The 11611-nt window shown below is 72.9% G+C and carries 11 protein-coding genes; 6 read left to right on the top strand and 5 right to left on the bottom strand.

Annotation, left to right across the window (positions count from 1 at the left end; all coding sequences use genetic code 11):
- The 3 genes from VIM19_04880 to VIM19_04890 all read right to left on the bottom strand — a co-directional run.
- The coding region (locus VIM19_04880; GenBank protein HEY5184237.1) for an ATPase, T2SS/T4P/T4SS family at positions 1–1381 on the bottom strand (1381 nt) is incomplete at its 3' end.
- 44 nt (positions 1382–1425) lie between these two features.
- The gene (locus VIM19_04885; protein HEY5184238.1) at positions 1426–1935 is read right to left on the bottom strand and encodes a DUF1003 domain-containing protein; all 510 of its coding nucleotides are present in this window, start codon (positions 1933–1935) and stop codon (positions 1426–1428) included.
- Positions 1925–3247 (bottom strand): CBS domain-containing protein, encoded by a 1323-nt coding sequence (locus tag VIM19_04890; GenBank protein HEY5184239.1) that lies wholly within the window; start codon positions 3245–3247, stop codon positions 1925–1927. Before VIM19_04890 ends, VIM19_04885 begins: the two co-directional genes overlap by 11 nt.
- On the opposite strand from VIM19_04890, the gene VIM19_04895 reads away from it, so the two are divergent.
- From VIM19_04895 to VIM19_04920, 6 genes are all read left to right on the top strand, one after another.
- The gene (locus VIM19_04895) at positions 3246–4133 is read left to right on the top strand and encodes a PhzF family phenazine biosynthesis protein (GenBank protein ID HEY5184240.1); all 888 of its coding nucleotides are present in this window, start codon (positions 3246–3248) and stop codon (positions 4131–4133) included. The genes VIM19_04890 and VIM19_04895 overlap by 2 nt on opposite strands.
- 44 nt (positions 4134–4177) lie before the next feature.
- On the top strand, positions 4178–5104 hold the full coding sequence (locus VIM19_04900) for a DMT family transporter (protein HEY5184241.1): 927 nt from the start codon (positions 4178–4180) through the stop codon (positions 5102–5104).
- Between the two features lie 42 nt (positions 5105–5146).
- Complete coding sequence (locus VIM19_04905) at positions 5147–6109, top strand: CoA ester lyase (GenBank protein HEY5184242.1); 963 nt, start codon at positions 5147–5149, stop codon at positions 6107–6109.
- Positions 6110–6212: 103 nt separating this feature from the next.
- Positions 6213–7418, top strand: coding sequence for an acyl-CoA dehydrogenase family protein (locus tag VIM19_04910; GenBank protein ID HEY5184243.1), 1206 nt, complete (start codon positions 6213–6215; stop codon positions 7416–7418).
- A 52-nt stretch (positions 7419–7470) separates the two neighbouring features.
- The gene (locus VIM19_04915; GenBank protein HEY5184244.1) at positions 7471–7992 is read left to right on the top strand and encodes a general stress protein; all 522 of its coding nucleotides are present in this window, start codon (positions 7471–7473) and stop codon (positions 7990–7992) included.
- A gap of 12 nt (positions 7993–8004) precedes the next feature.
- Positions 8005–9252, top strand: coding sequence for a family 1 glycosylhydrolase (locus VIM19_04920; protein ID HEY5184245.1), 1248 nt, complete (start codon positions 8005–8007; stop codon positions 9250–9252).
- 18 nt (positions 9253–9270) lie between these two features.
- Here the strand turns inward: VIM19_04920 and VIM19_04925 are convergent, their stop codons facing one another.
- Both VIM19_04925 and VIM19_04930 read right to left on the bottom strand, forming a co-directional pair.
- On the bottom strand, positions 9271–10260 hold the full coding sequence (locus VIM19_04925; protein HEY5184246.1) for a zinc-dependent alcohol dehydrogenase family protein: 990 nt from the start codon (positions 10258–10260) through the stop codon (positions 9271–9273).
- A 43-nt stretch (positions 10261–10303) separates the two neighbouring features.
- Entirely contained in the window at positions 10304–11536 is a 1233-nt protein-coding gene (locus tag VIM19_04930) for an ROK family transcriptional regulator (GenBank protein ID HEY5184247.1), read from the bottom strand.
- Positions 11537–11611 lie beyond the last annotated feature (75 nt).

Here is an 11611-nt window from a genome sequence, read left to right on the forward strand (position 1 = left end):
GGGCCGCCACGAGCCGCAGCGCGGAGGCGACCAGGAAGCCGGGCGCACCCATGTCGAACAGCCGGGGCAGCGCCGAGGCGGCGTCGTTGGTGTGCAGGGTGGTGAGCACCAGGTGCCCGGTGAGGGCGGCCCGCATCGCCAGCTCGGCGGTGTCCAGGTCGCGGACCTCGCCGACCAGGATCACGTCTGGGTCCTGCCGCAGCACCGAGCGCAGCCCCCGGGCGAAGGTCATGCCGGCGCGCTCGTCGATGGCCACCTGCGTGATCCCGGCCAGCTCGATCTCGACCGGGTCCTCCAGGGTGACCACGTTGCGGGCCGGGGTGATCGTCTGCCGGATCGCGGCGTAGAGGGTGCTGGTCTTGCCCGACCCGGTGGGGCCGGTGATAAGGACCAGACCCTGGGCCGCGGCCAGGGCGGCGGTCAGGTCGGCCTGCTGCTGCTCGTCCATGCCCAGGTCGGGCAAGTGCTGGATGGTGGACTCCGACTGGAGCAGCCGGACCACAATCTTCTCGCCGTGGATCGACGGCAGCGAGCTGACCCGAGCGTCGAGGACCTTCCGGTCGACGGTCAGCCGCAGCCGGCCGTCCTGCGGGACCCGGCGCTCGGAGATGTCCATCCCTGCCACGATCTTGATGCGCGCCACGAGCGAGCGGCCGACTGAGCGGGGCAGCGCGAGGGCGTCCCGCAGCACCCCGTCGATCCGGTAGCGCACCCGGACGGCGGTGCGCTGCTGCTCGATGTGGACGTCGCTGGCCCGCAGCCGGACCGCCTCGGCGAGCAGCGAGTCGACCAGCCGCACCGTGGGGGCGTCCAGGACGACGTCGTCGCTCTCGCCGTCGTCCTCGTCCGGCTCGGCCATCGTGCTGGCCGCGCTCATGTCGCCGTCCACCAGGGACCACACCCGGTTGACCAGGGCGCGCAGCTCGGTGGGCGTGCCGATGAGCACGTCCAGCTGCTGGAAGTCGGTGTGCCGTCGGACGTCGTCGAGGGCGAGCACGTCGGTGGGGTCGGCGGCGAGGACCCGCAGTCCCCGCTCGCCCAGCCCCAAGGGCAGCACCTGGCTGCGATCGGCGACCACGCGGGGCAGCCGACGGGCCAGCTCAGGGTCGATCGGGGTGGACACGGCGTCCACGACCTCGCGGCCCAGCAGCTGTCCCAGCGACTCCGCGATCTGCTGCTCGTCGGCCAGCCCGAGCTCGATGAGCAGGGCGCCGAGCCGGATCCGGCGGCCGTTGCCCTCGAGGCTGCGCTGGCGCTGCTGGTCGAGGACGTCCGACATCTGCTCTCCGGTGAGCACCCCCCGGGACACCAGGATGTCGCCGAGCCGCAGCCGCACGGTCTGCTCCTCGCCGTCCTGGCTGGCGGTCGGTCGGACAGGCACCCTCCTACGTCGACCGCATCGGCCGGACGCTTGAGGTGGGCGGGCTAGGGGGCCCGTCTCGGCTCCGGGCTGTCCCGATGCTCCACCAGCAATTCGTCGAGCAAGTCACGCAGCTCGGAGCGGACGAAGTCGCGGGTGGCGAGGTCGCCGAGCCCGATCCGGATGTCCGCGACCTCCCTGGCCAGGAACTGCATGTCGGCGACCGAGCGCTCGTCGCGGGTCCGGTCCTGCTCGTACTGCACCCGGTCCCGGTCGGCCTGTCGGTTCTGCGCGAGCAGGATGAGCGGAGCCGCGTACGCGGCTTGGGTGGAGAACGCCAGGTTGAGCAGGATGAACGGGTAGGGGTCGAACTGGTCCGACGTCACCACCACGACGTTGTAGGAGATCCAGACGATCACGAAGACCGTCTGGACCATCAGGTAGGTCGCCGTGCCGAAGGTGCGGGCGATGCGCTCCGAGGCACGTCCGAAGGTCTCCGCGTCGACGTCCGGTCGGGGGACCCGGCGGCGCGGCAGCGTCGGCTGGTCCAGGCCCCGACGCCGCTCACTGGACATCGGGCACCCCCGGCTGGGCCGACTCCGGCTCGTCGGCGTCCCGCTCCCGCCAGTCGTCCGGCAGCAGGTGGTCGAGGACGTCGTCTACGGTGACCGCTCCGAGCAGGTGGCCGCCCTCGTCCACCACCGGCAGGGCGACCAGGTTGTAGGCCGCCAGGTACGTCGTCACCTGCGGCAGGGTGGCCTCGGGACGCAGCGGCTCGAGGTCGGTGTCGCAGACGCCGGAGACCAGCTCGGACGGCTGTTCGCGCAGCAGCCGCTGCAGGTGCGCGACGCCGACGAAGCGGCCGGTGGGGGTCTCCAGCGGGGGACGGCAGATGTAGACCTGCGCAGCCAGCGCGGGGGTCAGGTCGGCGTGGCGGGCCCGGGCCAGCGCCTCGGCCACGGTCGCGTCCGGGGACAGCACGACCGGCTCCGGGTTCATCATGCCGCCGGCCGTGTACTCGTCGTAGACGAGCAGCCGGCGCACGTCCTCGGCGTCGTCCGGCTCCATCAGCTCGAGCAGCCGGTCGGCCTGCTCGGGGGGCAGCTCGCCGAGCAGGTCGGCGGCGTCGTCCGGGGCCATCGCCTCCAGGACGTCGGCGGCGCGTTCCTGCGCCAGTACACCGAGGATCTCGATCTGGTCGTCCTCGGGCAGCTCCTCCAGCACGTCGGCCAGCCGCTCGTCGTCCAAGGTCGCGGCGATCTCGGCCCGGCGCTTGGGCGTCAGGTCGTGCATGACGCTGGCCAGGTCGACCGGGCGCATCTTGTCCATGGTGGCCAGCAGGCTGGCGGCGCTCTGGTTCTGCTCCAGCTGGGCGAATCCGGTGACCTCGTCCCAGCGCACGACCTCGGTCTCGCCACGACGCCGGAAGCCGCCGCCCCCCTTGCGCACGAACACCTGGGTGAGCTCCCAGTCGCGGGTGCGGGCCAGCTGCATGGCCACGTCGAGGATGGTCACCGTGGTGCCGTCCTCGGTGAGGGTCACCTGCCGGTCGAGCATCTCCGCGAGCACGAGGGTCTCTCCCGGCCGGGACTGGAACCGGCGCATGTTGACGACCCCGGTCGTGATGACCTGGCCCGGGTCGAGCGCGGTCACCCGGCTCATCGGGACGAAGATCCGCCGCCGCATCGGGACCTCGAGCACCAGCCCGAGCACGCGCGGGGGGAGGTGCCCGGACCGCAGCAGCGCCACGACGTCGCGGATCCGCCCGACCTGGTCCCCGTTCGGGTCGAACACGGAGGCTCCGGCCAGGCGCGCGATGAAGACCCGTCCGGGCGCGCTGCTCACGCCTCGAAGACTAGTGGCGGGGCCCGGATACGGTCGGCACATGTCCACGCTGCGCTACCACGTCGTCGACGTCTTCACCGACGTCCGGTTCGGCGGGAACCCGCTGGCCGTGGTCCTGGACGGCGACGAGCTGAGCACCGACCAGATGCACTCGCTGGCCCGCGAGTTCCACCTGTCCGAGACCGCGTTCCCGCTGCGCGCCTCCGATGCGGAGCGGAAGGGCGGGGCCGACTACCGGCTGCGGATCTTCACCCCCGAGGTGGAGCTGCCGTTCGCCGGGCATCCCAGCGTCGGCACGGCCTGGCTGTTGGCCCGGCTGAGCCGGGTCTGCTCTGGTCGGGTGGTCCAGGCCTGCGGCGCCGGGCTGCTGCCGCTGCAGGTGGCGCCGGACGGCGGTCCGGTGGAGCTCACCGGCGGCCGGCCGTCCCTGTCGGAGCCGGTGGACGCCGGGCCGCTACTGGCGGCCGTAGGGCTGGCCGCCGTCGAACTGACCGGGCCGCCGCCGCGGGTCGCGGGGACCGGCATCGGCTTCGCGGTGCTGCCCGTGGCGGCGCGGGCGCTGGCCCGCTGCGAGCCGGACCCGGTCCGGCTGCGGTCGTTCGGGCACCCGGTCTCCGACGCGACCGGGGTCTACGTGGTGGCCTGGGACCCGGCCACCCGGATGGCCCGGGCCCGGATGTTCGCCGGCGACGTCGGCGTTCCGGAGGACCCGGCGACCGGGTCGGCCGCCCTCGGGCTGGGCGTGTGGCTGGTCGGCTCGGGGCTGCTGACGGGAGACGGCACCGCGGCGTACACGGTCGAGCAGGGCGTGCAGATGGGCCGCCGCTCGGTGCTGCGCTGCTCGGTCGATGCGGTTGGTGGCACCGCGGTCGCCGTCCGGGTGGCCGGTGACGTGGTGCCGGTGGCCGAGGGGACCATCACCGTCTGACCAGCAACCCGGCCACGGTCCGGCCGGGTGCCAGGATGGCCGCCGTGACCGCGCCGCAGCCCGCCCCGAGCGCGGTCGCCCGTCCCCCCGGGCGGGACCTCCTGCTGCTGGCCGTGGCCGTCTCCGCGGTCGCGACGTCGGCACCGCTGATCGCGGCCACCGCGGCCCCGGCGCTGGCCATCGCGTTCTGGCGCAACGCCTTCGGGACGGTGGCCATCGCCCCGTGGGCGCTGCTCCGGTACCGCGGCGAGCTGCGCCGGCTGAACCGGCGCGAGCTGCGGCTGTCACTGGGGGCCGGCGCCCTGCTGGCGCTGCACTTCGGCACCTGGATCCCCTCCCTCGAGCTGACCACGGTGGCGTCGTCCACCGCCCTGGTGGCCACCCAGCCGATCTGGGCGGCGCTGATCGCGCGCGCGTCCGGGCACCACGTGCCGCGGCGCGCCTGGTGGGGCATGGGCATCGCCTTGCTCGGCGTCCTCGTGCTCACCGGGGTCGACTTCTCGCTGTCCCCGCGCGCGCTGGTCGGGGACCTGCTCGCCCTGGTGGGCGCCGTGTTCGCGGCCGGGTACGTGTCGGTCGGCGCCCGGGTGCGGCCCACCGTCAGCACCACGCCCTACACGCTGCTGGTCTACGGCTCCTGCGCGGCGTTGCTGCTGGTGGTGTGCCTGGTCTCGGGTCAGCAGCTGGCCGGATACAGCCCGGACACCTGGGTCAAGCTGCTCGCGCTGACCGCGGGGGCGCAGCTACTCGGGCATTCGCTGTTCAACGTGATCCTGCGGACCACGCCGCCCACCGTGCTGTCGATGGCGATCCTGTTCGAGATGCCGGGCGCGGCGCTGATCGCGGCGCTGTGGCTGGGGCAGACCCCGCCGTGGGGCGTGCTGCCGGCCGCCGTGCTGCTGCTGATCGGGGTGGGCGTGGTGGTCCGCTCCCAGGGCCGGGAGGTCCCGCCGTCGATTCCGGTTGAGTGACCCCGCCGAGCGGCGACGAACCGCGCGGCTAGGGTGGTTCTCATGGCTGATCGCACTCTGCGCTCCCGTCGGTCCTGCCTCGCCGTGCCGGGCAGCAGCACCAAGATGATCGAGAAGGCCAAGGGTCTGCCGGCCGACCAGGTGTTCCTCGACCTCGAGGACGCCTGCGCGCCGCTGGTCAAGCCGGAGGCGCGCAAGAACATCGTGGCCGCGCTCAACGAGGGCGGCTGGGGGGACAAGGTCCGGGTCGTCCGGGTCAACGACTGGACGACGCACTGGACCTACCGCGACGTCGTCGAGGTGGTCGAGGGGGCCGGCGCCAACCTGGACTGCATCATGCTGCCCAAGGTGCAGACGGCTGAGCAGGTCGTGGCCCTGGACCTGCTGATGACCCAGGTCGAGAAGACCATGGGCCTGGAGGTCGGCCGGATCGGGATCGAGGCGCAGATCGAGAACGCCCTCGGCCTGGTCAATGTCGACGCCATCGCGGAGGCGTCCCCCCGGGTGGAGACGATCATCTTCGGGCCGGCCGACTTCATGGCCAGCATCAACATGAAGTCGCTCGTCGTGGGGGAGCAGCCGGCCGGCTACGACGTCGGCGACGCCTACCACTACATCCTGATGCGGATCCTGATGGCCGCGCGGGCCTACGACAAGCTGGCCATCGACGGCCCGTACCTGCAGATCCGCGACGTCGACGGCTTCCGTCGGGTGGCCGGCCGCTCGGCTGCCCTCGGCTTCGACGGCAAGTGGTGCCTGCACCCCGGCCAGATCGACGCCTCCAACGAGGTGTACTCGCCGCGGCAGGAGGACTACGACCACGCCGAGCTGATCCTCGACGCCTACGAGTGGTTCACCTCGGCCGAGGGTGGCGCGCGGGGCGCGGCCATGCTCGGCGACGAGATGATCGACGAGGCGTCGCGGAAGATGGCGCTGGTCATCTCGGCCAAGGGCCGGGCCGCCGGCATGACCCGGACCTCGGCCTTCGAGCCGCCGACCGCCTAGCGGCGCGACGCCCGGGTACCGCCGTGCGCCGATCGGGTGCACGAGCGGGATACTGGCGGGTAACAAGCCGTTGTCCGCCGTCCGAGCAGCAAGGGAGCGAGCCATGGGCCGCCTCGCGCAGACCGAAGGTCTCACCGACGTCCAGCAGGAGATCCTCGGCGCCGTCCGGGACTTCGTGGACAACGAGATCATCCCCAGTGCCCAGGCGCTCGAGCACGCCGACGAGTACCCCACGAAGATCGTCGAGGGCATGAAGGAGATGGGGATCTTCGGTCTGATGATCCCCGAGGAGTACGGCGGCCTGGGCGAGTCGCTGCTCACCTACGCGCTGTGCGTGGAGGAGATCGCCCGCGGCTGGATGAGCGTGAGCGGCATCATCAACACCCACTTCATCGTGGCCTACATGGTCATGCAGCACGGCACCGAGGAGCAGAAGCAGGCCTACCTGCCGCGGATGGCCACCGGCGAGATGCGCGGCGCCTTCTCGATGTCCGAGCCGGGCTGCGGCTCCGACGTCGCGGCGATCACCTCAAAGGCGGTCCGGGACGGCGACGACTGGGTGCTCGACGGGCAGAAGATGTGGCTGACGAACGGCGGGTCCTCCACGCTGGTCGCCGTCCTCGTGCGCACCGACGAGGACGCCCCGGAGGGTGCGTCGGTCTACAAGAAGATGTCCACGTTCCTCATCGAGAAGTCGGCTGGCTTCGGCGAGGTGCTGCCCGGCCTCACCATCCCCGGCAAGATCGACAAGATGGGCTACAAGGGGGTCGACACCACCGAGCTGGTGATGGACGGCGTCCGGCTGCCCGCGGCCGCGCTGCTCGGCGGCGAGCCCGGCAAGGGCTTCTACCAGATGATGGACGGCGTCGAGGTGGGCCGGGTCAACGTGGCCGCGCGGGCCTGCGGGGTGGCCGAGCGCGCCTTCGAGCTGGGCGTCGCCTACTCCCAGCAGCGGGTCACGTTCGGCAAGCCGATCGCCGAGCACCAGGCGGTGCTGTTCCGGCTGGCCGACATGGCCACCAAGGTCGAGGCCGCGCACCAGATGATGACGATGGCGGCCCGGAAGAAGGACTCCGGGCAGCGCAACGACCTCGAGGCCGGCATGGCCAAGTACCTGGCCAGCGAGTACTGCCGCGACGTGGTCGAGGACTCGTTCCGCATCCACGGCGGCTACGGGTACTCCAAGGAGTACGAGATCGAGCGGCTGTACCGCGAGGCGCCCATGCTGCTCATCGGCGAGGGCACCGCTGACATCCAGCGGATGATCATCGGACGGCGGCTGCTGGAGGACTACAAGCTGCGCGGCTGACGCGGCTCGCCCGCCGGTGGTTGGATCAAGGGACCGGACGGAAGGAGCCATCATGTCCATGGGCTACGGATCGGCGCCCCAGCAATCGCCGCTGGCGAGCCGGGTCGCGGTCGCGACCTACCGGGAGTACGCCGACGCGCAGCGGGCCGTCGACTACCTGTCCGACCAGAAGTTCGCCGTCGAGGACCTGGCCATCGTGGGGAGCGACCTCAAGAGCGTCGAGGTCGTGACCGGTCGGCTGACCTGGGGCACCGCTGCCCTCAGCGGCCTCGGCGCCGGCGCCTGGTTCGGGCTGTTCGTGGGCCTGCTGCTCGGACTGTTCGCCAGCAGCGGCCGGGACTGGGTGACCCTGATGCTCTGGGGCCTGGTCTACGGCGGGCTGTTCGGGCTGGTGTTCGGTCTGATCTCCTACGCCTTTACCGCCGGTCGGCGCGACTTCACCTCCCGCCACAGCGTCGTGGCCATGGCGTACGACATCCTGTGCAAGCCGGTGGACGCCGCCGAGGCGCGGTCGATCCTGGCCGGGCTCACCGACACGCCGTCCGGTGGCGTGACCACCCCGCCCGGGCTCTGAGCGGGGCCGGCGATGGCCGAGGACTTCCTGTGGGGGACGGCGACCGCGGCGCATCAGATCGAGGGCGGCAACTCCGGCAACGACTGGTGGCGCTGGGAGCACCAGCCGGGCCGGATCGCCCGCGGTGAGGTCAGCGGGGACGCGAGCGGCCACTGGGACCGGGTGGTCGCGGACCTCGCGCTGATGCGCGACCTGGGCGCCAACGCCTACCGGTTCTCGATCGAGTGGTCCCGGCTGGAGCCGGAGCCCGGGCGGTACGACGAGACCGGGTGGGCGCACTACGCCGACGAGGTCGCCGCCTACCGGGCGGCCGGCATCGAGCCGATGGTCACCCTGCTGCACTTCACCTTGCCGGCCTGGTTGTCCGACCGGGGCGGCCTGCTCGCGACCGACTTCCCGGACCGGTTCGGTCGGTTCGCGGCCGAGGCCGCCGCCCGGCTGCCCGACGTCCGGCTCTGGGTCACCATCAACGAGCCGAACGTGGTCATGCTGATGGGCTACCTCGAGGGGACGTTCCCACCGGGGCTGCGGGACCCGCGGCAGGCGATGGCCGCGCTGGTCGCCCAGCTGAGGGCGCACGGCGCCGCCGCCCTGGCGCTTCGGGCGGCGCTGCCCTCGGCCCGGGTCGGGGTGGCCAACCACCTGGTCGCGATCGAGCCCAAGCACCCGTTCAGCCCGATGGACCGGCTGGTCGTGCGGCAGAGCGCGGGGCTGTTCAACTGGGGCTTCCAGGACGCGATCGTCTCGGGGCGGATCCGGTTCAAGGCGGTTGGGTTCCCGTCGGTGGACCTGCCGGCGCCGGAGCTGCTCGGGTCGACCGACTTTTTCGGCCTGAACTACTACACCCGGCACCTGCTGTCGTTCGCGCCGGCCAGGGCCGCCAAGGTGGCTGAGGAGCCCGGGCCGGGCCCGAAGACCGACCTGGGCTGGGAGATCCACCCGGACGGCTTCGAGCAGGTGATCCGGCAGGCCTGGCACCGCTACCACCTGCCGGTGTACGTGACCGAGAACGGCCTGGCGGACGCGTCCGGGCTGGTCCGGCCGGCCTACCTGAAGTGGCACGTCGAGGCGATGCGGCGGGCGATGGGCGACCACGTGCCGGTGCTGGGGTACTTCCACTGGTCGCTCATGGACAACTTCGAGTGGGCCGAAGGCTTCGCGCCGCGGTTCGGCCTCTACCGGGTCGATTACGCCACCCAGCTGCGCCACCGCACCCCCGCCTGCGACCTCTTCGCCGCCTACGCGACCGGTCAGAGCTGACCCTGGACGGCGACGCCGTCAGGCCCGGCCGTCGAGCACGAAGGCGCCCTGGACGTCGCCAGCGGCGAGCCGGTCCAGCGCCTGGTTGGCCGCGGCGAGCGGCAGCACCTCGTACTGGGTGCGGATCGGCACCTGTGGCACCAGCGCGAGTAGCCCGTGCACGTCGTCCCGGCTCACGTTGGCCACCGAGCGGATCTGCCGCTCCCACCACAGGTCCTCGTAGGGGAACTCGGGGATCTTGTCCAGGTGGATGGCATTGACGGCCACCACCCCGCCTCGGTCCAGCGTCCGCAGCGCGGCCACCACGACCGACCCGACCGGGGCGAACGTGACGGCGGCGTCCAGCAGTTGCGGCGGGCGCTCGTCGTACCCGCCGGCCCACACCGCCCCCAGCGCGCGGGCTCGCTGCTGCTCGGCCGCCGAGCGGGTGGCCACGTAGACCTCGCAGCCCCAGTGCCGGGCCACCTGGATCGCGATGGTCGCGGACGCCCCGAACCCGAACAGGCCCACCCGCATCCCGGGCTCGACCCCGGCCACCCGCAGCGCCCGGTATCCGATAACCCCGCCGCACAGCAGGGGAGCGGCGTCCACCGGAGGGAAGCCGCCGGGCAGCGCGTGGGCGAAGTCGGCGCGCGCGGTCACGTGGGTGGCGAAGCCACCGTCGACGTCCCACCCGGTGAACCGGGCCTCGACGCACAGGTTCTCCCGCCCGGACAGGCAGAACCGGCAGTGCCCGCAGGTGCCGGCCACCCAGGCCAGCCCCACCTGCTCCCCGACCCGGTCGGCATCGACCCCGGCGCCGACGGCCGCGACCCGCCCGACAACCTGGTGGCCGAGGACCCGCGGCAGGCCGTGCGCCTCGAGGTCCCCGGCCGCGATCTGCAGGTCGGTGCGGCACACTGCGCACGCCGACACGTCGAGCAGGACCTCACCCGGCCCGGGCTCCGGCGTCGGCCGATCCACCGCGGCCAGCGGTTGTCCGGGCGCCCGCAGCTCCATCGCTCGCATGGTCCGATCCTCGGGCATGACCGGGGCCGGGGCCAGCCCGCGGTCAGCCGCCGCTGGCCGCGACGAACGTGGCGGGGCTCGCGATGACCGACCGGGTGACCATGCCGGCCGCCCCGCGCACTGCGGCGTCCGCGCCGAGCAGCGACACCACGACCCGGGGGCGCCGGCGTCCCGAGTCCCCCACGTGCCGGTGCAGGGTGGCCTCGAGCGGGTCCCGCAGCCAGGGCCCGAGCGCCGCGAAGCCGCCGCCGAGGACCAGCGAGTCGGGGTCGAGCACGTTGGTCACCGAGGCCAGGGCGACGCCCAGGTGCCGGGCGGCCGTCTGCACGGCGGCGACCGCCTGTGGCTGGCCGGCCTCGAGCAGCGCCACCAGGTCGTCCAGCCCACGGCCCCTCGGCCCGCGCCGCGGACTCCCGGCGAGCCCGGCCAGGGCCAGGATCGCCTCCTGCCCGGCGACCCGCTCCAGGCAGCCCCGGCCGCCGCACGAGCACTCCGGCCCGTCCGGGTCCACGACGACGTGGCCGATCTCCCCAGCCATGCCGTGGGAGCCGCGGAACAGCGCGCCGTCGACGACGATCCCGCCGCCGATGCCCACCTCGCCGGACACGTGCACGAAGTCGCCGAGCTCGCGACCGGCACCGAACCAGAGCTCGCCCAGCGCCGCGACGTTGGCCTCGTTCTCCAGCGACGTCCCCAGCGGGGTGGTCGGCAGGACGGCCGCGAGCCGCTCGACGAGCGCGAAGTCGACCCAGCCCAGGTTCGGGGCGCGGACGACGCGGTGCGTGGTGGCGTCGACGACCCCGGGGACGGCGACGCACGCGCCGGCCACCGTGAGGCCCTGCTCGACGGCGGCGGCCAGCGCCTGCTGCGCCAGGCCGGCCAGCTCGGCGAGCACGGCGTCCCGGTCCCGTCCGCGGTTGTCGACCGTGACGATGTGGTGGTAGCGCAACCGGCCGGTGAGGTCGCCCAGGCCGGCCGCCAGGTAGTCGACGTTCGCCTCGAGCCCCAGGCCCACGGCGCCCGCGCCGCGCAGCGCGAGCACGGTGCCCGGTCGGCCGCGGTCCCCCTCGCGGCGGGCGCCTTCCTCGGCCACCAGGCCGGCGGCCAGCAGCTCGGTCACCAGGCCGGACACCGACGACTTGGTCAGCCCGGTGGCGGTCGCGACCTGGGCGCGGGTGATCGGGGACTGCTCGGCGACCGCGGCGAGGACGACGGCCAGGTTGCGGTCGCGCATGCCCGCCGGCCGAAGCGGCTCTCCCGCCCCGCTGACCACCATGGCAGCATTAGAGCAGAACCTGAACTTATCAACAACCGCCGTGCCATTGACGGCGAGCCGGACCCACTGGTTCAA

Source organism: Actinomycetes bacterium, from assembly GCA_036510875.1.
GTDB lineage: Bacteria > Actinomycetota > Actinomycetes > Prado026 > Prado026 > DATCDE01.

Bases quoted from the DNA above. Each gene is read 5' to 3' on its own strand.
- VIM19_04895 (HEY5184240.1), top strand. From the start codon at position 3,246: ATGTCCACGCTGCGCTACCACGTCGTCGACGTCTTCACCGACGTCCGG.
- VIM19_04905 (HEY5184242.1), top strand. From the start codon at position 5,147: ATGGCTGATCGCACTCTGCGCTCCCGTCGGTCCTGCCTCGCCGTGCCG.
- VIM19_04930 (HEY5184247.1), bottom strand. From the start codon at position 11,536: ATGGTGGTCAGCGGGGCGGGAGAGCCGCTTCGGCCGGCGGGCATGCGC.
- VIM19_04915 (HEY5184244.1), top strand. From the start codon at position 7,471: ATGTCCATGGGCTACGGATCGGCGCCCCAGCAATCGCCGCTGGCGAGC.
- VIM19_04925 (HEY5184246.1), bottom strand. From the start codon at position 10,260: ATGCGAGCGATGGAGCTGCGGGCGCCCGGACAACCGCTGGCCGCGGTG.
- VIM19_04890 (HEY5184239.1), bottom strand. From the start codon at position 3,247: ATGTGCCGACCGTATCCGGGCCCCGCCACTAGTCTTCGAGGCGTGAGC.
- VIM19_04910 (HEY5184243.1), top strand. From the start codon at position 6,213: ATGGGCCGCCTCGCGCAGACCGAAGGTCTCACCGACGTCCAGCAGGAG.
- VIM19_04885 (HEY5184238.1), bottom strand. From the start codon at position 1,935: ATGTCCAGTGAGCGGCGTCGGGGCCTGGACCAGCCGACGCTGCCGCGC.
- VIM19_04920 (HEY5184245.1), top strand. From the start codon at position 8,005: ATGGCCGAGGACTTCCTGTGGGGGACGGCGACCGCGGCGCATCAGATC.